This is a genomic window from Georgenia faecalis (assembly GCF_003710105.1).
Lineage (GTDB): Bacteria > Actinomycetota > Actinomycetes > Actinomycetales > Actinomycetaceae > Georgenia_A > Georgenia_A faecalis.
Genome location: NZ_CP033325.1, coordinates 1,480,063 through 1,505,979, shown reverse-complemented (window position 1 = coordinate 1,505,979; position 25,917 = coordinate 1,480,063). Strand labels below are relative to the sequence as shown.

19 protein-coding genes, 1 pseudogene and 1 riboswitch are annotated in these 25,917 nt (G+C 72.4%); of the genes and pseudogenes, 9 read left to right on the top strand and 11 right to left on the bottom strand.

The features are described 5' to 3' along the window. Positions 1-3 precede the first annotated feature (3 nt). Positions 4-477: an OsmC family protein gene (locus EBO36_RS06425; protein WP_122823879.1), complete on the bottom strand. Its 474-nt coding sequence runs from the start codon at positions 475-477 to the stop codon at positions 4-6. A gap of 104 nt (positions 478-581) precedes the next feature. Beyond that, complete coding sequence (gene uvrA, locus EBO36_RS06420; RefSeq protein WP_222928783.1) at positions 582-3,449, bottom strand: excinuclease ABC subunit UvrA; 2,868 nt, start codon at positions 3,447-3,449, stop codon at positions 582-584. Positions 3,450-3,530: 81 nt separating this feature from the next. On the opposite strand from uvrA, the gene EBO36_RS06415 reads away from it, so the two are divergent. Then, a complete protein-coding gene (locus tag EBO36_RS06415) occupies positions 3,531-4,319 on the top strand; it encodes an MBL fold metallo-hydrolase (protein WP_244925378.1) in 789 nt (262 codons plus the stop codon). On the opposite strand, the gene EBO36_RS06410 is transcribed toward EBO36_RS06415, so the two are convergent. After that, positions 4,320-6,317 carry a transketolase family protein gene (locus EBO36_RS06410; protein WP_122823877.1) on the bottom strand — a complete coding sequence of 666 codons (1,998 nt, stop codon included), beginning with the start codon at positions 6,315-6,317 and terminating at the stop codon, positions 4,320-4,322. A gap of 164 nt (positions 6,318-6,481) precedes the next feature. On the opposite strand from EBO36_RS06410, the gene EBO36_RS06405 reads away from it, so the two are divergent. The 4 genes from EBO36_RS06405 (at position 6,482) to EBO36_RS06390 (ending at position 9,338) form a co-directional block, all read left to right on the top strand. Next, entirely contained in the window at positions 6,482-6,934 is a 453-nt protein-coding gene (locus EBO36_RS06405) for a PTS sugar transporter subunit IIA (protein ID WP_122823876.1), read from the top strand. Positions 6,935-6,947: 13 nt separating this feature from the next. Continuing rightward, positions 6,948-7,223, top strand: a complete 276-nt coding sequence (locus EBO36_RS06400; RefSeq protein ID WP_122823875.1) for a PTS sugar transporter subunit IIB — start codon at positions 6,948-6,950, stop codon at positions 7,221-7,223. A gap of 38 nt (positions 7,224-7,261) precedes the next feature. Continuing rightward, a complete protein-coding gene (locus tag EBO36_RS06395) occupies positions 7,262-8,782 on the top strand; it encodes a PTS ascorbate transporter subunit IIC (protein ID WP_122823874.1) in 1,521 nt (506 codons plus the stop codon). A 166-nt stretch (positions 8,783-8,948) separates the two neighbouring features. Next, positions 8,949-9,013, top strand: a riboswitch (guanidine-III (ykkC-III) riboswitch). Positions 9,014-9,023: 10 nt separating this feature from the next. Continuing rightward, the gene (locus EBO36_RS06390; RefSeq protein ID WP_122823873.1) at positions 9,024-9,338 is read left to right on the top strand and encodes a DMT family transporter; all 315 of its coding nucleotides are present in this window, start codon (positions 9,024-9,026) and stop codon (positions 9,336-9,338) included. Between the two features lie 208 nt (positions 9,339-9,546). On the opposite strand, the gene EBO36_RS06385 is transcribed toward EBO36_RS06390, so the two are convergent. Together EBO36_RS06385 and uvrB are read right to left on the bottom strand one after the other, a co-directional pair. After that, on the bottom strand, positions 9,547-10,587 hold the full coding sequence (locus tag EBO36_RS06385; protein ID WP_122823872.1) for a TerC family protein: 1,041 nt from the start codon (positions 10,585-10,587) through the stop codon (positions 9,547-9,549). Positions 10,588-10,834: 247 nt separating this feature from the next. Beyond that, positions 10,835-12,925 (bottom strand): excinuclease ABC subunit UvrB, encoded by a 2,091-nt coding sequence (gene uvrB / locus EBO36_RS06380; RefSeq protein ID WP_122823871.1) that lies wholly within the window; start codon positions 12,923-12,925, stop codon positions 10,835-10,837. A 135-nt stretch (positions 12,926-13,060) separates the two neighbouring features. Between uvrB and EBO36_RS06375 the strand changes: the two genes are divergently transcribed. After that, the gene (locus tag EBO36_RS06375) at positions 13,061-14,860 is read left to right on the top strand and encodes a BCCT family transporter (protein WP_122823870.1); all 1,800 of its coding nucleotides are present in this window, start codon (positions 13,061-13,063) and stop codon (positions 14,858-14,860) included. Positions 14,861-14,956: 96 nt separating this feature from the next. Here the strand turns inward: EBO36_RS06375 and coaE are convergent. From coaE to EBO36_RS06360, 3 genes and pseudogenes are all read right to left on the bottom strand, one after another. After that, positions 14,957-15,544: pseudogene (coaE, locus tag EBO36_RS06370) on the bottom strand (dephospho-CoA kinase); the annotation flags it as partial. Between the two features lie 2 nt (positions 15,545-15,546). Then, positions 15,547-16,380 (bottom strand): siderophore-interacting protein, encoded by an 834-nt coding sequence (locus tag EBO36_RS06365; RefSeq protein WP_122823868.1) that lies wholly within the window; start codon positions 16,378-16,380, stop codon positions 15,547-15,549. Between the two features lie 25 nt (positions 16,381-16,405). Beyond that, positions 16,406-17,020, bottom strand: a complete 615-nt coding sequence (locus tag EBO36_RS06360; protein ID WP_122823867.1) for a pyroglutamyl-peptidase I — start codon at positions 17,018-17,020, stop codon at positions 16,406-16,408. Positions 17,021-17,198: 178 nt separating this feature from the next. On the opposite strand from EBO36_RS06360, the gene EBO36_RS06355 reads away from it, so the two are divergent. Next, the gene (locus EBO36_RS06355; protein WP_122823866.1) at positions 17,199-17,990 is read left to right on the top strand and encodes a VIT1/CCC1 transporter family protein; all 792 of its coding nucleotides are present in this window, start codon (positions 17,199-17,201) and stop codon (positions 17,988-17,990) included. 171 nt (positions 17,991-18,161) lie between these two features. Next, positions 18,162-18,965, top strand: coding sequence for a VIT1/CCC1 transporter family protein (locus EBO36_RS06350; protein ID WP_122823865.1), 804 nt, complete (start codon positions 18,162-18,164; stop codon positions 18,963-18,965). Positions 18,966-19,409: 444 nt separating this feature from the next. On the opposite strand, the gene rpsA is transcribed toward EBO36_RS06350, so the two are convergent. Continuing rightward, positions 19,410-20,915 (bottom strand): 30S ribosomal protein S1, encoded by a 1,506-nt coding sequence (gene rpsA / locus EBO36_RS06345; RefSeq protein ID WP_122823864.1) that lies wholly within the window; start codon positions 20,913-20,915, stop codon positions 19,410-19,412. A 302-nt stretch (positions 20,916-21,217) separates the two neighbouring features. Next, a complete protein-coding gene (locus tag EBO36_RS06340) occupies positions 21,218-22,243 on the bottom strand; it encodes a 6-phosphofructokinase (protein ID WP_122823863.1) in 1,026 nt (341 codons plus the stop codon). A gap of 86 nt (positions 22,244-22,329) precedes the next feature. On the opposite strand from EBO36_RS06340, the gene EBO36_RS06335 reads away from it, so the two are divergent. Continuing rightward, complete coding sequence (locus tag EBO36_RS06335; RefSeq protein ID WP_122823862.1) at positions 22,330-23,142, top strand: methyltransferase domain-containing protein; 813 nt, start codon at positions 22,330-22,332, stop codon at positions 23,140-23,142. An 80-nt stretch (positions 23,143-23,222) separates the two neighbouring features. On the opposite strand, the gene polA is transcribed toward EBO36_RS06335, so the two are convergent. After that, positions 23,223-25,904 (bottom strand): DNA polymerase I, encoded by a 2,682-nt coding sequence (gene polA / locus EBO36_RS06330; protein ID WP_280525434.1) that lies wholly within the window; start codon positions 25,902-25,904, stop codon positions 23,223-23,225. Positions 25,905-25,917 lie beyond the last annotated feature (13 nt).

Below are 25,917 nucleotides of genomic sequence, written 5' to 3'. Positions count from 1 at the left end.
GGCTCAGATCTGCTCGGCCTCGACCGGCTCGACGCGGACGGGGAAGTTCACCGAGCGGGCGAGGTGATTGTGCTCGCGCGCCGTGCGGTGCAGCCGCGCGGCGCCCTCGATGCCGATCGGCTCGGCGTAGGTGACCCGGGGGCGCAGCACCACCTCGACGAGCGGCCCAGCGCCGCTGCCCTCCACCCGCATGGTGCCGGTGACGTGGTCGACGTAGGACGTCACGACGACGCCCTCGGTCGCCGCGGTGCGCAGGAACCACAGCATCTGCGACTGCGACAGCGCCCCGACGAAGAGCTCCTCGACCCGGTAGCGGCTGACGTCGGCGCGGACCTTGAGGTCCGACGTCGCGAGGATCGTCGGCTTCCCCTCGGCCCGCACCTCGTGGTCGCGTGAGTAGGCGGTGTAGCTCGCCGTCCCGCGCTCGTCCGCCCCGGTCCAGTCGACGGTGACGTTGTACGTGTGAAGGGCTCCCATGACGTCACGTTACCGACGCTGTCGAGCATCCGTCGCCGATCGGCGCGCACGACGACGAGCGCGGCGGCACCCCAGCGGCGCCACCACGCCCGGCCCGCGCGGCGTCAGGCGCTGCGCCGGCGCGGCGTCGCCTCGGCGTCGAGGATCTCGGCGAGGTAGCGCCCGGTGTGGCTCTCGGGCACGGCGGCGACCTTCTCCGGCGTCCCCTCGGCGACCACCTGACCGCCGCCGGAGCCACCCTCCGGACCCATGTCGATGACCCAGTCGGCGTTCTTGATGACGTCGAGGTTGTGCTCGATGACGATGACGGTGTTGCCCTTGTCGACGAGGTTCTGCAGCACCTCGAGGAGCTTGCGGATGTCCTCGAAGTGCAGGCCCGTCGTCGGCTCGTCGAGCACGTAGACCGTGCGCCCGCTGGAGCGGCGCTGGAGCTCGGACGCCAGCTTGACGCGCTGCGCCTCGCCGCCGGAGAGCGTCGTCGCCGCCTGGCCGAGCCGGACGTACCCGAGGCCGACGTCGACGAGCGTGCGCAGGTAGCGCGCGATCTTGGGGACTGCGGCGAAGAAGTCGGCGGCCTCGGAGATGGGCATGTCGAGCACGTCGGCGACGGTCTTGCCCTTGTAGTGGACCTCGAGCGTCTCGCGGTTGTACCGCGCGCCGTGGCACACCTCGCACGGGACGTAGACGTCGGGGAGGAAGTTCATCTCGATCTTCAGGGTCCCGTCGCCCGAGCACGCCTCGCAGCGACCGCCCTTGACGTTGAAGGAGAACCGGCCGGCGGCGTACCCGCGCACCTTGGCCTCGGTGGTCTGCGCGAAGAGGGCGCGCACGTGGTCCCACACGCCCGTGTAGGTGGCGGGGTTGGAGCGGGGCGTGCGACCGATGGGGCTCTGGTCGACGTGGACCACCTTGTCGAGCTCCTCGAGCCCGGTGACGCGGCGGTGCCGGCCCGGGACACGGCGCGCACCGTTGAGCTCGTTGGCGAGGACGTTGTAGAGGATCCCGTTGACCAGGGTGGACTTGCCGGAGCCGGAGACGCCGGTGACGGCGACGAAGGTGCCGATGGGGAAGCTGACATTGACGCCGGTGAGGTTGTTCTCCCGGGCGCCGACCACGGTGATCTGCCGCTTGCGGTCGATCGCCCGCCGCTTCTGGGGGGTCGGGATAGAGCGCCGCCCGGACAGGTACTGCCCGGTCATCGAGGCCTCGGTGGCGAGCAGGCCGGCGAGGTCGCCGGAGTGGACGACGTGGCCGCCGGCCTCCCCCGCGCCCGGCCCGATGTCGACGATCCAGTCGGCGACCCGGATGGTGTCCTCGTCGTGCTCGACGACGATGAGGGTGTTGCCGAGGTCCCGCAGGCGGGTGAGCGTGTCGATGAGCCGGCGGTTGTCCCGCTGGTGCAGGCCGATGCTCGGCTCGTCGAGGACGTAGAGGACGCCGACCAGCCCGGAGCCGATCTGCGTGGCGAGGCGGATGCGCTGGGCCTCGCCGCCCGAGAGCGTCCCGGCCGGTCGCGACAGGCTGAGGTAGGTGAGGCCGACGTCGAGGAGGAAGCCGAGGCGGGCGTGGATCTCCTTGAGTACCTGGCCGGCGATGGCCTGCTCGCGGGGGCCGAGCTCAAGGGCGTCGAGGAACGCCTTGGCCTCGTTGATGGGCAGGTCGCACAGCTCGGCGATGGACTTGCCGGCGAGCTTGACCGCGAGGACCTCGGGCTTGAGCCGGGCGCCGCCGCACACCGGGCAGGCGATCTCGCGCATGTAGCCCTCGTAGCGGTCGCGGGAGGACTCCGACTCGGTCTCGGCGTGCTTGCGCTCGATGAAGGCGATGGCCCCCTCGAAACCCGTGGAGTACGCGCGCTCACGCCCCCACCGGTTGCGGTAGCGCACGTGGACGGTGTGGTCCTTGCCGTAGAGGATCGCCTTCTTGGCACGCTCAGGCAGGGCGCGCCACGGGACGTCGACGTCGAAGCCCAGCTCCTCGCCGAGGGCCTTGAGGAGTCGCAGGAAGTACTCGGCGGACGTCTTGGCCCACGGCTGGACGGCGCCCTCGGCGAGGGTGAGCTCGTCGTCGGGCACGACCAGCTCGGGGTCCACCTCGAGCCGGGTGCCGATGCCGGTGCACTCCGGGCACGCGCCGTAGGGCGCGTTGAAGGAGAACGTGCGCGGCTCGATCTCCTCGAGGGAGAGCGGGTGGTCGTTGGGGCACGCGCGGGTGATGGAGAACCGCCGCTCGCGCGCCGGGTCCTCCTCGGGCAGGTCGACGAGCTCGACGACGAGGATCCCGTCGGCCAGGCGCAGCGCCGTCTCCACGGAGTCGGTGAGCCGCTGGCGCATGCTCTCCCGGACGACGAGGCGGTCGACAACGACCTCGATGGTGTGCTTGAGCTTCTTCTCCAGCGCGGGCGGCTCCGCGAGCGAGACGACCTGGCCGTCGACGCGGGCCCGGGAGAACCCGGTGGCCTGCAGCTCGGAGAAGAGGTCGGTGTACTCGCCCTTGCGGCCGCGGATGACGGGCGCGAGGACCTGGAACCGGGTGCCTTCGGGCATCTCGCGGAGGCGGTCGACGATCTGCTGGGTGGTCTGGGCCGTGACCCGCTCCCCGCAGACCGGGCAGTACTGGGTGCCGGCGCGCGCGTAGAGCAGGCGGAGGTAGTCGTAGACCTCGGTGATGGTGCCGACGGTGGACCGGGGGTTCCGGTTGGTCGACTTCTGGTCGATGGAGACCGCGGGGCTCAGGCCCTCGATGAAGTCGACGTCGGGCTTGTCCATCTGCCCGAGGAACTGGCGCGCGTAGGAGGACAGCGACTCGACGTAGCGGCGCTGCCCCTCGGCGAAGATCGTGTCGAACGCGAGCGACGACTTGCCCGACCCCGACAGGCCGGTGAAGACGATGAGGCTGTCCCTGGGGAGGGAGACGTCGACGTTGCGGAGGTTGTGCTCGCGCGCACCGCGCACAAGTAGCTGGTCGCTCACCCGTCGATGGTACGGGGTCACGCCGCCGCTCGTACGCGTGTTCGACGGCGCGGCGGGGCGGAATCCCGCCATACTCGAGGCATGGAGCCCGTCACTGTCGCGCATGTCACACCCGGCGGACCGGCGCGGCGGCTCGACGCCGCCGGGCTCGTCGCCCTGAAGGCGAGCGTGTCCGCGATGGACAACAACTGCTACGTCCTCGCCGCCGACGGCGCCGCGGTGGTCATCGACGCCGCCGACGACGCGCCCCGGGTGCTCGCCCTGCTCGGGCAGGCGCGGGCGGCTGCTGAGGCGGGCGGCGAGGCGGGAGCGGGCGACACCGCGGCGGCGGGCGGCGCGGCGGGTGCGGTCGACACCGCGGCGGCGGGCGGCGCGCCCAGCACGGGCGACCTGGCCGGGGTGGACATCGCCGTCGTCACCACCCACCGCCACCACGACCACGTCGGCGCGCTCCGCGACGTCGTGGCCGCCACGGGGGCGCGGGTCCTCGCCGGGGCCGACGACGCCGACGCCCTCCCCGTCCCGGTCGACGTCCGCCTGCGCCACGGGGACCGCGTGCCGCTGGGCGACCGGGCGCTCGAGGTGGTCGCCCTGCGCGGGCACACCCCCGGCTCCGTCGCGCTGGCGTGGACGGAGGCGGAGGGCGAGCACGCCGGCCGCGTCCACCTCTTCACCGGCGACTCGCTGTTCCCCGGCGGGCCCGGCCGGACCACGTCGCCCGAGGACTTCGCCGCCCTCATGGACGACCTCACCGAGCGGGTCTTCGCGCGCTTCGACGACGACACCCGCGTCCACCCGGGGCACGGCGACTCCACGACGCTCGGCCGCGAGCGCCCCCACCTCGAGGAGTGGCGGCGCCGCGGCTGGTGACTAGCCGAGCACGCCGCGCACGGCGGCGGCGACCCGGTCGGCCGTCATCCCGCGCAGCTCCATGACCTCGGGCCCGGACCCGGACTCGCCGAACTCCTCGACCCCGACGACGGCGGTGGCCCAGCGGTACCAGGCGTCGCCCCGGCCGGCCTCGACGGCGACCCGGCGCTCGCGCGGGACCCCGAGGATCGCCTCCTGGCGGTCGGCGTCGAGCGCGGTGAACCACTCCACGCACGGGACGGAGACGACCCGCACGCCGACGCCCTCCGCGACCAGGCGCTCGGCCGCCGTGAGCGCGAGCGCGACCTCGCTCCCGCTCGCGAGGACGGTCACGTCCTCCCGGCCCTCCGGACGGTGGACGACCCGGGCGCCCGCGGCGACGTCGTCGGCCGTCGGCACGGGGCCGGGCAGCGCCGGCACGGCCTGACGGGACAGGAGCCAGGTGACCGGCCCCACGTGCGGGTCGCGGACGACGTGGCGCCAGCAGGCGAGGGTCTCCGCGGCGTCGGCCGGGCGCACGACGCTCAGCCCGGGGACCGTGCGCAGCGAGGCGACCTGCTCGACCGGCTGGTGCGTCGGGCCGTCCTCCCCCACCGCGACCGAGTCGTGCGTGAAGACGTAGGACACCGGCAGGCCCATGAGGGCGGCGAGCCGGATCGCGGGGCGCATGTAGTCGCTGAAGACGGCGTACGTCGAGCCGTACGGCCGCCAGGGCCCGGCGAGGGCCATCCCGGACAGCGCCGCGGCCATCGCGTGCTCCCGCACGCCGAACCGGACGAACGCGCCGTCGGGCCGCTCGGCCGTGACGGGCTGGCCGGGCACGGCGACGTTGGTCGAGGCGGCGAGGTCCGCCGACCCGCCGAACCAGCGCGGGGAGGCAGCGACGAGCGCCTGCACCGCGGCGCCGCCGGCGACCCGCGTGGCAACGGCCCCGCCCGGGACCTCGACGGCGTCGAGCGCGGCGAGGTCGGTCTCGACGGCGAGGGTGGCGTCGTGGAGGTCCCGCCACACCCGGTGGCGCTCCGGGCTCCGCTCGGCGAGCTCGGCCATCCCCCGGTCCCACGCCTCGTGCAGCTCCCGGCCGCGCGCGACGGCGGCGCGGGTGTGGGCGAGGACGTCGTCGGGCACGAGGTCCGCGAGGCCGGCATCGGGGGCGAAGCCGAGCTCGGCGAGCACCGAGGACACCTCGTCCGCGCCGAACCCGCCGGCGTGCGCGGCCGGCGTGCCGCCGACCTTCGCCGAGGGGAAGCCGATCACGGTACGCAGCGCGACGAGGGTAGGACGCCCGTCCGAGGCCCGGGCCTCGCGCAGCGTCGCCTCGAGCGAGGCGAGGTCGTCCGGGTCCTCCGCCTCGAGGACCCGCCAGCCGTAGGCGCGGAACCGTTCGCGGACGTCCTCGGTGAAGGTCTCCGTGGTCGGGGCGTCGATGGTGATGCCGTTGTCGTCCCAGACGACGACGAGGTTGCTCAGGCCGAGGGTGCCGGCGAGGGAGGCGGCCTCCGAGGCGACGCCCTCCTCGAGGCAGCCGTCACCGGCGACCGCCCACACCGTGCGCGCCAGCAGGCCGCCCTCGTCGCCGACCAGCGCCTCCTCGCGCCGGGTGGCGATCGCCATCCCGACGGCGGAGGCGAACCCCTGCCCGAGCGGGCCGGTCGACATGTCGACCCCGGGGGTGTGGTGCAGCTCGGGGTGGCCGGGGGTGCGCGAGCGGAGCTTGCGGGAGGCGGCGAGGTCGTCGAGTGTCAGCCCGTAGCCGCACAGGTAGAGCTGGACGTACAGGGCCAGGCTGGCGTGGCCCGCCGAGAGGACGAAGATGTCCCGGCCGGGCCACGCCGGATCGGCGGGGTCGTGGCGCAGGACGCGCTGGAAGAGCGTGTGCATAAGGGGGGCCAGGGCCATCGCGGTGCCCGCGTGGCCGTTGCCCTTGGCCTGGACGACGACGGCGGGGATCGCCCGCGCGGCCGCGACGGCCCGGGAGTCGAGGTCGTTGTGGTGCATGCCCAGAATTGTCCCATCGCCGGCCCTCACGGTCCCCGGGCGCCGCCGGTGCCCTCGGTGCCTGGGACCTCCTACCCAGGTGGGGCGACCGGTCCGGCGATAGGGTGAGGAATGCGTGCCGGGGCACGACCACGGCACTCTCACGCGTCGTCGAAGGAGCAGCCATGGGGCACCCACTGGAGGACACCCTGCCGTCCGAGGCCATCGTCACGGGGGTCTCCGCCGCTGACTGGCAGGCCGCGATCCGAGCGGCCGGGGACGCCCTCGTGCGCTCCGGCGCCACGACCGACGCCTACACCGACGAGATGATCGCGACGGTGGAGAACCTCGGGCCCTACATCGTCATCGCGCCCGGCTTCGCCCTGGCCCACTCGCGGCCGTCGGAGGCGGTGCTGCGCACCGGCCTGAGCTGGGTCCAGCTCGCCACTCCCGTCGAGTTCGGCAGCGAGAAGAACGACCCCGTCGACCTCGTCGTCGGGCTCGCCGCGCGCGACCACGACAGCCACCTGCAGACGATGGCGGCGCTCGCGACGATCCTCTCCGACGCGGACAAGCTCGCCGTCCTGCGCTCGACGTCGGACCCCGAAGAGGTCCGACGCATCCTCACCACCAGCTGAAGGAGAGATCGCCGTGAAGATCGTCGCCGTGTGCGGCATGGGGATCGGTACGTCCGTGATCCTCAAGATGAACATCGAAAAGGTCCTCGAGCGTTTCGACGTCGACGCGCAGGTGGAGGCGGCAGACATCAGCACGGCCCGCGGGGCCGCCCAGACGGCCGATCTCGTCCTCACCTCCGCCGAGCTCGCCCCCCAGCTGGGCGAGGTCCCCGCCGACGTCGTGGTCGTCGACAACTTCGTCGACGAGCAGGAGATCGAGGACAAGCTCGTCGACGCACTCGACCTGTGACGTCGACGCACTAGACCTGTAAGAGGGGGGTCAAGGTCATGGATGGATTCGTCTCTGTCCTGCAGTTCATCGGCAACGAGTTCCTCAACGTCCCGGCATACCTCATCGGGATCATCGTTGCCGTCGGTCTCATCGCCCTGAAGAAGAACGCCGGCCAGGTGGTCGGCGGGGCGCTCAAGGCGGCGCTCGGCTTCCTCATCCTCGGCGCCGGCGCCAACGTCGTCACGTCGTCCCTCACCCCGCTCGGCGACCTCGTGCTCGCCGTCACCGGGGCGCAGGGCGTCGTGCCGACGAACGAGGTCATCACGGCCCAGGCGGCCGGCGAGTTCGGCGCGACGAGCGCCTACATCCTCTCGCTGGGCTTCCTGCTCATGCTCGTGCTGGCCCGGTTCAGCCCGCTGAAGTACGTCTTCCTCACGGGCCACCACATGGTCTTCATGTCCATGCTCCTCGCGGTGGTCCTGTCGGTCGGCTTCGGCCAGGGCTTCCTCACCGTGCTCGTCGGTGCGGTCCTGCTCGCCGTCATGATGGTGGCGATGCCGGCGTTCGCCCACCCGTGGACCAAGCGGGTCACGGGCAACGACACCGTCGCCATCGGGCACTTCTCCTCGCTCGGCTACATCGCGGCCGGTGCGGCCGGCCAGGCGGTCGGCAAGCGCTCGCGCTCCACGGAGGAGATCAACGTCCCCAAGGGACTGAGCTTCCTGCGGGACTCGATGGTCGCCACCGCGCTGTCGATGGTCCTCATCTACCTCGTCTTCACGGTCTGGGGCCTCATCAAGCTCGGCGCGGACGCGTACCCGTTCCTCGAGGCGGACACGGCCGGCTCGTTCGTCATGGCCGGCGTGATGCAGGCGCTCATGTTCGGTGTCGGCGTCGCGATCATCCTCTACGGCGTGCGGACCTTCCTCGGTGAGCTGATCCCCGCCTTCCAGGGCATCGCGAGCAAGGTCGTCCCCGGCGCCAAGGCGGGCCTCGACATCCCGATCGTGTTCCCCTACGCCCAGAACGCCGTGCTCGTCGGGTTCATCTCCTCGTTCATCGGCGGTCTCATCGCCCTCGTCGTCCTCGCGACGTGGCTCAACCCGGTGTTCGGGCTCGCGCTCATCCTGCCGGGCATGGTGCCGCACTTCTTCACCGGTGGTGGCGCCGGCGTGTACGGCAACGCCACGGGCGGTCGCCGCGGCGCCATCGTCGGCGGGTTCATCAACGGTCTCCTCATCACGTTCCTCCCGGCGATCCTCATGCAGGTCATGGGCGGGCTGGGCCTGGGCAACTCGACGTTCGGCGACGCCGACTTCGGGTGGTTCGGGACGCTCGTCGGCCTGTCCGCGCAGTCGGGCTCCACGATCGTGGGGATCCTCCTCAGCGTCGTGCTCGCCCTCGTCGTCTTCGGCCTCGCCTGCGCCTGGCAGGTCAAGGTCGTCAACAAGGGCTGGATGCCCGGGGCCGACCGTCAGAAGTGGCTCGACGCCGAGCAGGCCCAGGCCAAGGCGCGGTCCGAGGAGGAGCGCGTCGCGCGGCGTGATGCACGTCGAGCCGCCAAGACGGCCGACTGACCTCACCCGTGGCCTCGCGCCACGACCACGCATCCGGCGAGCGGCCGGGACCCTCGGGTCCCGGCCGCTCGTGCGTTGTGGGACGCGGGCCGGCCCGTCGACCGCCCCGCCGGGCGGCGCCGAGGCTGCCGGGGTTGCCACCGTCCTGGCCCGGTGAGAACGTGACCCCGAGCCCGCAACGGGCTCCCGGACGAGGGGTGCCGTACCCGGTGTGCGACAAGACGGCCCACTGGAGGTCGTCATGTCTTGGCTCGTCCTTGTCCTGTCCGGTGTCCTCGAAGCCGTGTGGGCGACCGCCCTGGGCCGCTCGGAGGGGTTCAGCCGGCCGGGACCCACGGTCGTCTTCTTCGTCGCCCTCACGGCGAGCATGGCCGGGCTCGCCTACGCCATGCGCACGCTGCCGGTCGGCACCTCGTACGCAGTGTGGGTCGGCATCGGCGCCGTCCTCACCGTCGTCTACGCCATGGCGACCGGGACCGAGGCGGTCTCCGCCATCAAGATCCTCCTGCTCGCCGGCATCGTCGGCTGCGTCATCGGCCTCAAGATCGTCCACTGACGACACCGGGCGACCGCCTCCGGGCCACTGACGCCTCCGGGCGACCGACGCCACCGGGCGGCCGCCTCCGGCGCACGGTCCGATCGCCCCCCGACTCCCACGACGACGAACGCCCCCGGCCTTGGCCGGGGGCGTTCGTCGTGCGGCCGGCCTTGGCCGGGGGCGTCAGGTGCGCGGCCGGGCCCGTCGTGGGTCCGGTCGCGGCCGGTCAGACCGGGTCGCCGTCGCGGGGCTCGGTGACGGCGTGCGGCTCCGCTGCCGCCACCTGGGCGTCGCGCTTGTTCTTGCGCAGGCTCGCCCAGACTGTGAGGACGAGGACGCCGACGATCCAGGCGAGCGACACCGGGATCTCGGGCTCGGGGATCGCGTGCCACTCCGCGCCGCCGTTGATGAAGGCCAGCTCGTTGGTGTGCAGCGCGTGGATGAGGAGCTTGACGCCGATGAACCCGAGGATCGCCGCCAGGCCGTAGTGGAGGTAGACGAGGCGGTCGAGCAGGCCGTCGATGAGGAAGTACAGCTGGCGCAGGCCGAGGAGGGAGAACGCGTTCGCCGCGAAGACGAGGTACGGCTCCTTCGTGAGGCCGAAGATCGCCGGGATGGAGTCGACGGCGAAGAGGATGTCGGCGCTGCCGATCGCGATGATCGCGAGGAGCATCGGGGTGATCATCCGGCGGCCGTCGACCTTGGTGACGAGCTTGCCGCCGACGAAGCCCTCGGTCACCGGGATGATCTTGCGGACCGTGCGGACGAAGCGGTTCTCGTGGTACTCGCTCTCGTCGTGCTCACCGGTCTCTACGCCCTGGCGGGCCTGGCTGATCGCCGTCCAGATGAGGAACGCGCCGAAGAGGTAGAAGACCCAGGAGAAGTTCTCGATCACCACGACGCCGGCGGCGATGAAGACCGCCCGCAGGACGATGGCGATGATGATGCCCGCGAGCAGCACCTCCTGCTGGTACTTCCGGGGGATCCGGAACGCCGCGATGATGATGACGAAGACGAAGAGGTTGTCGACCGACAAGCTCTTCTCGGTGACGTAGCCGGCGAAGTACTGCCCGCCGTACTCGGCGCCCCACACGGCCCACACGATGAAGCCGAAGACGATGGCCATGGCGACGTACGCCACGGACCACCAGGCCGCTTCCTTGAGGGTGGGGGCGTGGGGGGTTCGGACATGGCCGAGCACGTCGACGGCGATCATCACGAGGATGACGGCCGCCAGGATGAGCCAGGCGAGGATTGGGACGTCCACCGAGTGTTCCTCCGGTACGTAGGGGGCGAGTACCGGAGGTCTCTTCCGCCCGCGCGCATGCCGTCGGCATGGGTGCTGGACCGATGGCACCGGACAGGACTTCAGTCCGCCGTGATGACGACACCACCGTGTTAGGGAATACTCCCCTCCGCTGGGTCACCCTACGACACCGCGGGGCCGCTCACCCAGGCAGGGCCTTTCACTCTGGCAGGGCGCACTGCGCGCGGCGCCCGGGGCGCGGCGCCGGTCAGGCGTTCGCGGCGCTCATCTGGCGCAGCTCCTTCTTGAGGTCGGAGATCTCGTCGCGCAGCCGCGCGGCGAGCTCGAACTGCAGCTCCTCGGCGGCCGCGTGCATCTGGTCCGTGAGGTCCTGGATGAGCTGGGCGAGGTCCGACGCGGCCGCGTCGCCGGGGCGCTGGCGCACCGTGGAGCCGGCGCGCTCGCCCTTGCCGCCCTTCTTGCCCGCCTGCCGGTAGCCACCGGCGAGGAGCTCCTTGGTGTCCAGGTCCTCGCGGGCGAGCATGTCGGTGATGTCACCGATCTTCTTGCGCAGCGGTGTGGGGTCGATGCCGTGCTCGGTGTTGTACGCCACCTGCTTCTCGCGCCGGCGGGTGGTCTCCTCGATCGCCATGGCCATCGAGGGGGTGATGCGGTCGGCGTACATGTGGACCTGGCCGGAGACGTTGCGCGCCGCGCGGCCGATCGTCTGGATGAGCGACGTGCCGGACCGGAGGAAGCCCTCCTTGTCCGCGTCGAGGATCGCCACGAGCGACACCTCGGGCAGGTCGAGGCCCTCACGGAGGAGGTTGATGCCGACGAGCACGTCGAACTGGCCGAGCCGGAGCTCGCGGAGGAGCTCGACGCGACGCAGCGTGTCCACCTCGGAGTGGAGGTACTGGACCCGCACGCCCCGCTCGAGGAGGTAGTCGGTGAGGTCCTCGGCCATCTTCTTCGTCAGCGTCGTGACGAGCACGCGCTCGTCCCGCTCGGCCCGCTCCCGAATCTCCCCGAGGAGGTCGTCGATCTGGCCCTGGGTCGGCTTCACGACGATCTCCGGGTCGATGAGCCCGGTCGGGCGGATGATCTGCTCGACCACGCCGTCGGACTGGGACATCTCGTACGCGCCCGGGGTCGCCGAGAGGTAGACGGTCTGGCCGGTGCGCTCGAGGAACTCCTCCCAGCGCAGCGGCCGGTTGTCCATGGCCGAGGGCAGGCGGAACCCGAAGTCGACGAGGGTGCGCTTGCGCGACATGTCGCCCTCGAACATCGCCCCGATCTGCGGGACGGTGACGTGCGACTCGTCGATGACGAGGAGGAAGTCCTCGGGGAAGTAGTCGAGCAGGGTGTGCGGCGGCGTGCCCGGCGCGCGGCCGTCGATGTGCCGCGAGTAGTTCTCGATGCCCGAGCACGTCCCGATCTGGCGCATCATCTCGATGTCGTACGTCGTGCGCATGCGCAGCCGCTGGGCCTCGAGGAGCTTGTTCGAGCGCTCGAGCTCGGCGAGCCGGTCGGCGAGCTCGAGCTCGATCCCGGTGATCGCCTTCTCCATCCGCTCCGGGCCGGCGACGTAGTGCGTGGCCGGGAACAGGTGGATGGCGTCCTCCGTGCGCACGACGTCGCCCGTGAGCGGGTGCAGCGTGTGGAGGGCCTCGATCTCGTCACCGAACATCTCGATGCGGATCGCCAGCTCCTCGTACACGGGGATGATCTCCACGGTGTCCCCGCGCACCCGGAAGGTCCCGCGGGTGAACGCCGTGTCGTTGCGGGTGTACTGCATGGTGACGAACCGCCGGAGCAGGTCGTCCCGGTCGATCCGGTCCCCCACGCGCAGCTGGACCATCCGGTCGACGTACTCCTGCGGCGTGCCGAGGCCGTAGATGCACGAGACGGAGGCGACGACGACGACGTCCCGCCGGGTGAGCAGGCTGTTGGTGGCCGAGTGGCGCAGCCGTTCCACCTCGTCGTTGATCGAGGAGTCCTTCTCGATGTAGGTGTCCGACTGCGGGACGTACGCCTCCGGCTGGTAGTAGTCGTAGTAGGAGACGAAGTACTCGACGGCGTTGTTGGGCAGCAGCTCGCGGAACTCGGTGGCGAGCTGCGCGGCGAGCGTCTTGTTGGGCGCCATGACGAGCGTGGGGCGCTGCACCTGCTCGATGAGCCACGCCGTCGTCGCCGACTTGCCGGTACCGGTGGCCCCGAGGAGGACGATGTCCTTCTCCCCCGCCTTGAGGCGCTGGGTGAGCTCGGCGATGGCGGCGGGCTGGTCACCCGACGGGGTGAAGTCGGAGATCACCTCGATGGGGGCGACCGTGCGCTGCAGGTCGGTGACGGGACGCATGGGTCAACGGTACGACGGGGGTGTGACACGGTACGCAGCGCTCCGCCGCCAGCGGAACCCGGGCCAAGTTGTCAACGCCGCTCCGGCTGAGAGACGGTAGTAGCCAAGCCCACCGGATGTTGCGGGAGGTACGGGATGAAGACGAGCATCGAGGGCCCGGGCGGTCGCGGGGTCGAGGTGAGCCCGGACGAGGTCCTCCCACCGAGCCGCGGGATCGCGCGCCGGGTCTTCTACCCCTCGGTGGCCCTCGTCGGCGTCTTCGTCCTCCTCGCCCTCGTCTTCCCGGACTGGCTGAGCAGCGTCATCACCGCCGCGAACGCGGCGGTGGTCAACTCCCTCGGCTGGTACTACGTCCTCCTCGTCACCGGCTTCGTCGTGTTCGCGCTGTGGCTGGCGCTCTCCCGCCTGGGCGACATCCGCCTCGGCCGGGACGACGAGGAGCCGCAGTACAGCACCTTCAGCTGGTTCGCCATGCTCTTCGCCGCCGGCATGGGGATCGGGCTGGTGTTCTGGGGTGTGGCCGAGCCCCTCAACCACTACGCGGCTCCCCCGCCGGGCGTGGTGGGCACCCCCGCGTCGCTCGCCCAGGACGCGATGACCCAGACCTACCTCCACTGGGGCCTGCACGCGTGGGCGATCTACATCGTCGTCGGCCTGGCCGTCGCCTACACCGTCCACCGGCGGCGGCGGCCGGTCTCCATCCGGTGGGCCCTCGAGCCCATCCTCGGGACCCGCCGCGTCCAGGGTCGGTGGGGTGACGTCGTCGACGTCGTCGCCGTCGTCGGCACCGTCTTCGGCGTCGCGACGTCGCTGGGGTTCGGCGTGGTGCAGGTCGCGGCCGGACTCGAGTACCTCGACCTCATCGAGGTCACCCGCACCGCGCTCGTCGTCCTCATCATCGCGATCGCCGGTCTCGCGATGATCTCGGTGGCCACCGGGCTCGACGTCGGCATCAAGTGGCTGTCGAACGCCAACCTCGTCATCGCCGGGCTTCTCATGCTCGGCATCCTCGTCCTCGGGCCCACGCTGTTCGTCCTGCGCGAGTTCGTCCAGTCCATCGGCGCCTACCTGCAGGACTTCATCCGCCTCTCCTTCGCGACGCTGCCCTACCAGGGGCCGGAGGGAGAGAGCTGGCTGGCGAGCTGGACCACGTACTACTGGGGCTGGTGGATGAGCTGGTCGCCGTTCGTCGGCGTCTTCATCGCCCGCATCTCCCGGGGGCGCACGGTCCGCCAGTTCATCATCGGCGTCCTCCTCGTCCCCACCCTGCTCACCTTCCTCTGGTTCGCCGTCCTCGGCGGCACCGCCCTCTACCGCGAGCTCTTCGGCGAGGGCGGGCTCGTCTCCGAGCGCGGCATCGTCGACAACAACGCGGCGCTGTTCCAGATGCTCTCGGACCTGCCCGGTGGCCCCGTGCTCGCCGGCGCCGCCATCCTGCTCGTCGTCGTGTTCTTCGTGACGAGCTCGGACTCCGGCTCCTACGTCGTGGCGATGATCTCCGCGGGCGGCAACCCCACGCCCCCGCTGTGGACCCGCCTCACCTGGGCCGCGCTCACCGGCGCCATCGCCGCCGTCCTCCTCGGCTTCGGCGGCCCCGAGGGCGGGCTGACGTCCCTGCAGGTCATGGCGATCCTCGTCGCCGCTCCCTTCAGCGTCGTGATGATCGGCATGTGCGTCGCCCTCGCCCGGTCGTTGACCGCCGAGCACCACGCGGCTGAGCTGGAGCGCCGCGCCCTGCGCCGCCGCACCCTCGTCGCCGCGGTCGTCGACGAGCTGGGGAGCACGAGCGCGCCGATCCGGCCCATCGAGCCCAGCCCCGGAATGACGTGGCGACCGCACCTCCCCCGCCGGGCCCCCGGGCGACGCCGCCGGGCCCGGCCCGCCGATACGGGCGGCGAGCAGACCAGCGAGGACGCCGAGGACGGTCCCGGCTAGGGGCGTCGCAGCGCAGGCGCGCCGGCGTCAGCCGTCGGCCTGGCCCCCGCTGGCCCCGCGTCAGCCGCCGGCGTGGTCCCCGGCCGCGCGCGCGAGCGGGACGAGGCGCTCCTCCCACAGCCGGCCGACGGCGTCGAGCAGGTCCGCCGTCGTGCCGGAGTTGTCCAGCCACACGTCGGCGACGGCCCGGCGGGCGTCGTCGTCGGCCTGCGCACGGATCCGGGCGAGCGCCTCCTCGCGCTCCATGCCGCGGTCCCGCATGAGGCGCTCGACGCGCACGTCCTCATCCGCCCCGACGACGACGACGAGGTCGTACCGGTCCGCGAGGCCGTTCTCGACGATGAGGGGGACGTCGTGGACGACGATCGCGCCCGGCGGGGCCGCCGCCTGGCGCCGGGAGCTCTCCACGCCGACGAGCGGGTGGACGATGGCGTTGAGCCGGGCCCGCGCGGCCGGGTCACTGAAGACCACCCGGGCGAGGGCGGGGCGGTCAAGCGAGCCGTCCGCCTGCAGGATGTCCGGGCCGAACGCCTCGGTCACCGCGGCCAGGCCCGGGGTCCCCGGCTCGACGACGGCGCGGGAGATGGCGTCCGCGTCGATGACCACGGCCCCGCGGCGGGCCAGCTCGGCGGAGACCGTCGACTTCCCCGCGCCGATGCCCCCGGTGAGGCCGACGGTGAGCACGCTCAGGCCGGGTCGTCCGGGTCGACCGGGGCGTGGTGGTCGAACCCGGCGGTGCCGCACTTCCAGTAGCCGCTGACGTCGACCTGCGCCGGGTCCATGTCGAGCTGCTGGCGCAGGTGGCGGCGGACCGCGCGCAGCGAGGTCGCCTCCCCGCCGAACCAGGCGAACCCGAGGCCGTCGGGCAGCGTGAGGGCGCGCACGGCGTCCGCGAGGAGCGTGGTGGTGCCGGGGGCCGCGCCGTCGCGGTGCAGCCACGTGATGGTGTGGCCGCGGCGGACGGCGTCGGCGAGGTAGGCCTCGTGCTCGCGGCCCGGCACCTCGACGAGGACGGCGGCGACGGCGTCGGGCGAAAGCGTCTCGAGCCAGCGGGCCACCGCCGGGAGGGCCGTCTCGTCGGAGCCGATGAGGTGCCAGTCGGCGCCGGCGGGCGCCAGGCGGGAGCCGCGCGGGCCGGCGACGACGATCGGGGCGCCGGGCTGGGCCGCCGAGGCCCAGGCGGACGCCGGCCCCTCGTCGCCGTGCAGGACGAAGTCGATGTCCAGCTCGTCGGCGCGCCAGGCCCGCGGGGTGTAGTCGCGGGAGATGAGCTCGACGCCCTCCGGGCGCTCGATGCCGGTGGCGGTCATCCGCGGAGCGTGGAGCTCGCCCGTGCGCGGGTCGGGGAAGAAGACCTTCACGTGGTCGCTCGGCCCGAGGCTGGAGAACCCGGCGAGGTCACCGCCGAGCGTGATGCGCCGGAGGCCGGGGGCGAGGTCCTCGGTGCGGACCACGGTGAGGTGCCGGACCGCGAGCTCATGCCGGACCCGCTCGCGCGAGAGCACGGTAGTGAGGTTCATGAGGGCAGCCTAACCTGCGCTCCGATCAGGCCTCCCGGCCGCCCGGGACCGGGACGTCGACCTCCGTGGTCAGGCTCGTGCGGACGACGACGGCCAGCGCACGGGCGGTCGCTGGGCCGTCCGCGCCGCGGGGGACGTGGACGAACCCGCCGCGCACGCCGGGGGTTGCGGCGAGGGCGTCCATGAGGGTGAAGAACACGGCGTTGCACACGTAGGTGCCGGCCGTGTTCGACACCTCGGCGGCGATCCCGGCGGACTCGAGCGCGGCCACGCACGCCTTGACGGGCAGGCCGGTGAGGTGCGCGGTGGGGGCGCCGTCGACCACCGGGACGTCGACCGGCTGCGCGCCGTCGTTGTCGGGGATGCGGGCGTCGACGACGTTGATCGCCACGCGCTCGAGGCTGACGCGGTCACGCCCGGGGGCCTCGCCGACGCCGACGACGAGGTCGGGCGCGTGCTCAGCGACGGCCTCGCGCAGCGCCGCGGCAGAGCCGGCGAAGGTGACGGGCAGCAGCGCCGTGACGAGACGCTCGGGACCGTTCCAGGCGTCGGCCAGTGCGCCGACCCCCTCGGCCGAGGCGTTGACGGGCTGGCCGTCGAACGGCTCGAAGGCGGTGACGAGGACGGTCCGTGGTCTCACCGGGGCAGCCTACGACCGCCGCTGGGGCCGCCCCTCCCCCGAGTTCTCCTCCCCCCTTTCGTGATCTTGCAGAAATGCTGGCCGATGCGGCCACTCCCCTCTTTGATGATCTTGCAGAAGTTCAGGGCCACTTTCGCTCTCGTTGTGGGTGTCCCCCACCGCGCGTAGCGTCGAACCCATGGCCAGAGAGCCGGCGCGTCACCTCCGGCGATCGCCGGCGCCGTCCCACGTCTCCGCGCGGCCGGGTCAGCGCGTGGCCGAGCCGGGCGACGAGGCGGGCCACCCGACCGGCAAGCTCGAGCAACGGCTCAACTCCCTGCGCGCCGGCGTCCTGGGCGCCAACGACGGCATCGTCTCGACGGCCGCGGTCGTCGTCGGCGTCGCCGGCGCGTCGTCGGCGGCCGAACCCGTGGTCATGGCCGGTCTCGCGGCCGCCATCGGCGGCGCGGTGTCGATGGCGCTCGGGGAGTACGTCTCGGTGAGCAGCCAGCTCGACAGCGAGCGGTCGATCATCGAGGAGGAGGAGCAGGCGCTGGCCGCCGACCCCGACGCCGAGCTGGACGCGCTCGCCGCCTGGTACGAGGAGCGCGGCATCTCCTCGGCGACGTCCCGGGCGGTGGCCGAGGAGATGTTCGCGCAGGACCCACTGGACGCCGTCGTCCGCGCCCGACACACCATCGACACCACCGACATCCCGAGCCCGTGGCGGGCGGCGGCGGCCTCGTTCCTCGCCTTCTCCCTCGGCGCGATCCTGCCGTTGGCGGCCATCCTGCTCCCGCCCCTGGAGTGGCGGGTCGCGGTGACGTTCCTCGCCACGCTGGTCGGGCTCGCCATCACGGGAACCGTGGCGGCGGCGATCGGTGGCGGCTCGCGCCTGCGCGCGGCGGCGCGGGTGGTCGTCGGCGGCGCGCTGGCGCTGGGGGCCACCTATGGTGCCGGTGTCCTGCTCGACACCTCCGGCGTCGTCTGAGCGCCCGCGTCGGCCGGGGGTGACGGCCGGGGTAGCGCGCTGCGAGGCCCGCTGCGTGAGGCGCCCGGGAACTAAGGAATACCTTTCCTTACCGCCCGGGCATTAACATAGGAATGCCTTTCCTTCGTTGCCCGGGACGAATATCGCGCTTAACCTCCGGGTATGACGCAAATGGTGACCCGCCCGACGCGACCGTGGCGCACGCCGGCCCCGACGTCGCCCTCGCCGGACCCCGCCAGCCGCCGTGACGCGCCGGTCGGGGCCGCGCAGGCCGAGTCGCCGGCGAAGGTACGCGGGGGGCTCGAGCAGCGCCTCAACGCCCTGCGCGCCGGCGTCCTCGGCGCGAACGACGGCATCGTCTCGACGGCCGCCGTCGTCGTCGGCATCGCGGGCGCGACCACGTCGACCGGCGCCGTCGCCGTCGCCGGGGTCGCCGCCGCCATCGGCGGCGCGGTGTCCATGGCGCTGGGCGAGTACGTCTCCGTGAGCAGCCAGCGCGACAGCGAGGTCCACCTCATCGAGTCCGAGCGCCGCGCGCTGGCGGCCGACCGCGACGCCCAGCTCGAGGGCGTGGCCCGGCTGTACGAGGAGCGGGGCATCTCCCCGGACACCGCGCGCCGGGTCGCGGAGGAGCTCTTCGCCCGCGACGCCCTCGACGCGGTGGTCCGCGCCCGCCACACGATCGACGCGGACGACGTCGCAAGCCCCTGGCACGCCGCGCTCGCGTCGTTCCTCGCGTTCGCCGTCGGCGCCCTGCTCCCCCTGGCGGCGATCCTGCTGCCGCCGACCGACGTGCGCGTCCCGGTGACCTTCGCGGTGACACTCGCCGCGCTGGCCCTCACCGGCGCCGTCGCCGCCGGGATCGGCGGCGGGTCCCGCCGCCGTGCCGCCGTGAGGGTGGTCGTGGGCGGCACGGTGGCGCTCGTGGTCACCTACGGCATCGGCCTCCTGCTCGGCACCACCGGCCTGGTCTGACCCGACGACGCCGGAATGCAGTACCGCCGTGCGGCCGGGTGGCCGGCGGCCTGCACCGCACTTCGGCGTGGTCTCTGAGCAGGCGGGGCCTCAAGCGCCCGCGCACCCCCACGCCCACGCCCCCGCCCACGCGCACGCGCCAACGTGCTGATTTGGAACCACCAGGGAGTCCACATCCAGCACATTGGCGGATGAGGCGCACGAGCTCGCGCAACGCCGGCATGTGGGGGCCGCGCAACGGGCGCCGGGCACACGCCCACCCGCCAACGTGCTGGTTTCGGACCACCAGGGAGTCCATATCCAGCACGTTGGCCGATGCCGAGGCGGATGCAGCGCGCGACGGGACGCAGCGGGCGCCCCGCGGGAACGGGCGAGGCCCGCCGCCCCGGTGGGGGGCGACGGGCCTCGTCGACGTTCCGCAGCGGAGAGTGTCCGCCGCGTCGATCAGTTGCCGGTGAGCTTCTCGCGAAGCGCGGCGAGCGCCTCGTCCGAGGCCAGCGTGCCGGCAGCCTCGGCCGGAGCCGAGCTGTACGACGTCGGAGCGGCGTCCCCGCCACCCGAGCTGCTGCTGGAGCTGCTGGAGCTGCTGGAGCCCCCGCCCATCGACGCCTCGACGTCGGCGTCAACGGCGGCCGCCACCTGCTTCTTGTGCGCCTCCCAGCGAGCCTGCGCCTGGGCGTACTGCGCCTCCCAGGCCTCACGCTGCGCGTCGTAGCCCTCGAGCCACTCGTTGGTCTCCGGGTCGAAGCCCTCGGGGTACTTGTAGTTCCCCTGCTCGTCGTACTCGGTGGCCATGCCGTACAGCGACGGGTCGAAGTCGTCGCTCGTGGGGTCGACGCCCTCGTTCGCCTGCTTCAGCGACAGCGAGATGCGGCGACGCTCGAGGTCGATGTCGATGACCTTGACGAAGACGTCGTCGCCGACCTTCGCGACCTGCTCGGGCACCTCGACGTGGCGCACGGCCAGCTCGGAGATGTGCACGAGGCCCTCGATGCCGTCCTCGACGCGCACGAACGCACCGAACGGGACGAGCTTGGTGACCTTACCCGGCACGACCTGCCCGATGGCGTGCGTGCGGGCGAAGGCCTGCCACGGGTCCTCCTGCGTCGCCTTGAGCGACAGCGAGACGCGCTCGCGGTCCATGTCGACGTCGAGAACCTCGACGGTGACCTCCTGGCCGACCTCGACAACCTCGCTCGGGTGGTCGATGTGCTTCCACGAGAGCTCGGAGACGTGGACGAGACCGTCGACGCCGCCGAGGTCGACGAACGCACCGAAGTTGACGATCGAGGAGACGACGCCGGGACGGACCTGACCCTTCTGCAGGGTCTGGAGGAACGTGGAGCGAACCTCGGACTGCGTCTGCTCGAGCCACGCGCGGCGCGAGAGCACGACGTTGTTGCGGTTCTTGTCGAGCTCGATGATCTTCGCCTCGAGCTCCTTGCCGACGTACGGCTGGAGGTCGCGCACGCGGCGCATCTCGACGAGCGAGGCGGGGAGGAAGCCGCGCAGGCCGATGTCGATGATGAGGCCGCCCTTGACGACCTCGATGACGGTGCCCGTGACGACCCCGTCCTCCTCCTTGATCTTCTCGATCGTGCCCCAGGCACGCTCGTACTGAGCGCGCTTCTTGGACAGGAGGAGCCGGCCCTCCTTGTCCTCCTTCTGGAGGACGAGCGCCTCGACGCGCTCACCGACGGACACGACGTCCTCGGGGTCCACGTCGTGCTTGATGGAGAGCTCACGAGAGAGAATGACGCCCTCGGTCTTGTACCCGATGTCGAGCAGGACCTCGTCGCGGTCGACCTTGACGATGGTGCCCTCGACGATGTCCCCGTCGTTGAAGTACTTGATGGTCGCGTCAACGGCGGCGAGGAAGTCCTCGGCCGATCCGATGTCGTTGATCGCGACCTGCGGGGCGCTCGACTGCGTGGGCGTAGTGGTGGTCATTGAGTTACGGACTCCGATGCGGACAGGAATAGTTCGGACAGGGGTGGGGCGCGCACAGTGAGCGGGCAGGGACCAGCCCAGGTGCACACGTCGCCAACGGCGATCCTACCGCCCGTCGGCGAAGCGCGACAACCGCCCGTTCGGGCACCCTCCGGCGTCCCCGGGGCGGCGACGGCGGGTCCTCGGGCAAGACGGGCGGACGACGGCGGGGCCGCCCGACGGCGTGACCGCGCCCGGTCCCCCGGTGTCGCTCGGTCCCCGCGGCGCCCAGTCGTGCGCGCCGCGGGAACGCTACCGGAGGATCAGGCGAGCGCGTTGGCGACGCGCAGCAGGTCCGGCGGGACGTGCTTGACCTTGCCGGCGATCTCGGCGAGCGGGACGAGCACGATCTCCTCGCCGCGCAGCGCCGTCATGACCTCGGACTTGCCCTCGTGGAGGGCGTCGACGGCGGCGACGCCGAAGCGCGAGCCGAGGATGCGGTCCGCGGGGAGCGGGGTGCCGCCGCGCTGGACGTGGCCGAGGACCGTGACGCGCGTGTCGAACCCGGTCCGGGTGGCGATCTCGCGCGCGACGCGCTCGCTCACCGCGCCGGCGATGATCTCGCCGAACTGGCCCACCTTGGTCTCGTACGTCATCGACGAGCCCTCCTTGGGCACGGCGCCCTCGGCGATGACGACGATGGAGAAGTTCGCGTGCGCGCGGTGGCGGTGCTGGAGGTAGCGGGTAATCCGGTCGATGTCGAAGGGGTCCTCGGGGGCGAGGACGATCTCCGCGCCGCCGGCGATGCCGGCGTTGACGGCGATCCAGCCCGCGCTGCGCCCCATGACCTCGACGACCATGACGCGGTTGTGGCTCTCCGCCGTCGTGTGGATCCGGTCGATCGCCTCGGTGGCGATGTTGACCGCGGTGTCGAAGCCGATGGCCCGGTCCGTGCCGGCGACGTCGTTGTCGATCGTCTTCGGGATCGCGACGATCCGGACGCCGCGCTCGGCGACCTTGCTCGCGGCGTGGAGCGTGCCGTCGCCGCCGATGCAGATGAGCGCCTCGATCCGCTCGGCCTCGAGGGTCGCCATGACGGCGTCGAGCCCGCCGTCCTCGGAGTGCGGGTGGTAGCGCGCCGTGCCGAGCAGGGTGCCGCCGCTGTCGAGGACGCCGCGGATGTGCTGGCGGGTCAGCGGGAGGACGTCGCCCTCGACGACGCCCTTCCACCCGTTCCGGAACCCGATGATCGAGTGCCCGTACTCCCCGACACCGTGCTTGACCACGGCTCGGATGGCGGCGTTGAGGCCGGGGCAGTCCCCACCTCCGGTCAACAGGCCGATACGCACTGACAACTCCCGTTCACTTCGGCTGATGGCCCGCGTCCGCGGGCTCTGTCAGCCTATCCCCGGCGTTCGGCGACGCATCTGGGTACATGGTCCACACTGGCGCCGTGGAGTGGGCCGGGTACGACGACGTCGACGCGCGGGAGGCGACCCGCGCCAACCGCGCGTGGTGGGACGCGAACGCCGAGGAGTACCTCAGCGAGCACGGGGAGTTCCTCGGCCCCGCGGACTTCCGCTGGTGCCCGGAGGGGCTGCGGGAGGCGGACGCGCGGCTGCTCGGCGAGGTGGCCGGCCGGCGCGTGCTCGAGGTCGGGGCGGGCGCGGCGCAGTGCTCGCGGTGGCTGGTCGGTGAGGGAGCGCACGTCCTGGCCATGGACGTCTCCGCCGGGATGCTGGCCCGGGCACGCACCCTCGACGCCGCGACGGGCGTGCGCGTGCCCCTCGTCCAGGCCGACGCCCGGGCGCTCCCGCTCGACGACGCCTGCGTCGACGTCGCGTTCACCGCCTTCGGCGCGATCCCGTTCCTCCCCGACGCCGACCGGGTGCACGCCGAGGTCGCGCGCGTCCTGCGCCCCGGCGGACGGTGGGTGTTCGCCGTCGTCCACCCCGTCCGCTGGGCGTTCCCGGACGACCCGACGGAGGAGGGCCTCACGGCGACGCGCTCCTACTTCGACCGGACCCCGTACGTGGAGGTGGATGCCGAGGGCGAGCCCGGGTACGCCGAGTTCCACCGCACCATCGGGGACCACGTCCGCGAGGTGGTGGCTGCGGGGCTGGTGCTCGACGACGTCGTCGAGCCGGAGTGGTCCCCGGACAACGAGCACGTCTGGGGCGGCTGGGGGCCCGTCCGCGGGCGGTACCTCCCGGGGACGGCGATCTTCCGGGCGCACGCGCCGGGCTGAGCGCCCGGCTGACCTCCCGCCCGCCGGCGCCCGGCACCGGGGCCGGGCGCGGGCCAGGGCGAAACCGGCCCCCGCCCTCGCTAGTGCGCGGCGTCGTGCCAGGAGCGGCCGGAGCCGACGGACACGTCGAGCGGCACGGCGAGGCTGGCCGCCCCGGCCATGGCGGTGCGGACGATCTCCTCGACCGCCTCGCGCTCCCCCGCGGCGACCTCGAGCACGAGCTCGTCGTGCACCTGGAGGAGCAGCCGCGTGCGCAGGCCGGCCGCGGTGAGCGCGTCCTGGACCTTGATCATGGCGACCTTGATGATGTCCGCCGCGCTGCCCTGGATGGGGGCGTTGAGGGCCATCCGCTCGGCCATGTCGCGGCGCTGCCGGTTGTCGCTGGTGAGGTCCGGCAGGTAGCGCCGCCGGCCCATGATCGTCTCGGTGTACCCGGTGCGACGGGCCTCGCCGACGACGCCGGCGAGGTAGTCGCGCACGCCACCGAAGCGGGCGAAGTAGTCCTCCATGAGGGCGCGGGCCTCGCCGACCTCGATCCGGAGCTGCCGCGAGAGGCCGAACGCCGACAGGCCGTAGGCGAGGCCGTAGCTCATCGCCTTGATCTTCGAGCGCATGGCGGGCGTCACGGCGTCCGTGGGGACGTTGAAGACCCGGGAGCCGACGTAGGAGTGCAGGTCCTCGCCGGAGCGGAAGGCGTCGATGAGCCCGGCCTCGCCGGACAGGTGCGCCATGATCCGCATCTCGATCTGGGAGTAGTCCGCCGTCAGCAGCGTCTCGTAGCCCTCGCCGACGATGAAGCCGCGGCGGATCCGCTGGCCCTCCTCGGTGCGGACGGGGATGTTCTGGAGGTTGGGGTCGGTGGAGCTGAGCCGCCCGGTGGCGGCGATCGTCTGGTGGAACGTCGTGTGGATCCGGCCGTCGGGCGAGACCGACCGCATGAGGCCCTCGACGGTCTGGCGCAGGCGGATCGCGTCGCGGTGCTCGAGCAGGTGCGCGAGGAACGGGTGCTCGGTCTTGGCGAACAGATCCGCGAGGGCGTCGGCGTCCGTCGTCCAGCCGGTCTTCGTCTTCTTCGTCTTCGGCATGTCGAGCTCGACGAAGAGGACCTCCTGCAGCTGCTTGGGCGAGGAGAGGTTCACCTCGTGGCCGATGACGGCGTACGCGGCCGAGGCCGCGGCGTCCACGGCCGCGCCGAACCGCTTCTCGAGGTCGCCGAAGTAGTTGACGTCGGCCGCGATGCCGGCGGCCTCCATCCCCTCGAGCGTGCGCTGGACGGGCAGCTCGATGTCGGTGAGGAGGTCCACCGCGCCGCGGTCCGCCAGCTCGCCCGCGAGGACGGTGGTGAGCTCGAGGACGGCGGCCGCGCGCACGCCGCCGGTACGGTCCGGGCCCTCGGGCTCGAGGCTGAGCATCCCCTGGCCGGCGTCGTCGGTGTCCTCCAGGCGCAGCTCGCGGTGGAGGTGGCGCACGGCGAGGTCCGCCAGGGCGTACTGGCGCCGGTCCGGCAGGCACAGGTAGGCCGCGAGCTCGGTGTCGAAGACGACGCCGTCGAGGGTGAGGCCGCGCCCGCGCAGCGCGTGCCAGGCCTGCTTGGCGGCGTGGACGGTCTTGGACGCCTCGGCGTCGGCCAGCCAGGCGGCGAGGGCCTGCTCGTCCTCGGGGGTGACGTCGGTGAGGTCGACGGTGAGGGCACTGCCGGCGTCGTCGGCGATGGCGAGTGCCCAGGCGTCCCCGCCGGCGGGCAGGCCCTTGCCGGAGACGTCGAGGCCGAGGAGCGTGCCGGAGCGCTCGGCGAGCCAGGGGCCGAGGCTGCCGGCGGTCGCGGCGGTGACCTCGAGCGCGAAGCCCTCGTCCGCCGTCGCCGGCCGGTTCTCCTCGGGCAGGGAGGCGAACAGGCGGTCCCGCAGGACGGTGAACTCGAGGGCGTCGAAGACCTCGTGGACCTTCTCGCGCTGGATCGGGGTGCGCGCCAGGTCCGTGACGGCCAGCGGCAGCTCGACGTCGGTGAGGAGCCGGTTGAGGCGGCGGTTGAGCATCACCTGGTCGAGGTGCTCGCGCAGGCTCGCGCCGGCCTTGCCGGAGATCTGCGGGGCGTTGACGATGATCCCCTCGAGGCCGCCGTAGGTGTTGACCCACTTGGCCGCCGTCTTCGGGCCCACGCCGGGGATGCCGGGGAGGTTGTCGCTCGTCTCGCCGACGAGCGCGGCGATGTCCGGGTACTGCTCCGGGGCGACGTCGTACTTGGCGTGCACGGCCTCCGGGGTCATCCGGGTGAGGGTGGAGACGCCCTTGACGGGGTAGAGCACGGTGACGGCGTCGGTGACGAGCTGGAAGGTGTCGCGGTCGCCTGAGCAGACGAGGACGTCCATGCCCGCGGCGGCGCCCTGGGTGGCGAGGGTGGCGAGGATGTCGTCCGCCTCGAAGCCCTCCTTCATGAGGGTGGGGATCCCGACGGCGGCGAGCACCTCCTCGATGAGGGGCACCTGGCCGGAGAACGGCTCTGGGGTGGCGTCGCGGGTGGCCTTGTACTGGTCGTACTGCTCGGTGCGGAAGGTGGTGCGCCCGGCGTCGAAGGCGACGGCGACGTGCGTCGGCTCCTCGGCGGCCAGGAGGTTGATGAGCATCGAGGTGAAGCCGTAGACCGCGTTCGTCGGTTGCCCGGTGCTGGTCGAGAAGTTCTCGACCGGAAGCGCGAAGTACGCGCGGAAGGCCATCGAGTGGCCGTCGACGAGCAGGAGCCGGGGGCGTGCGGAGCTGGTCACGACTCCCACCCTA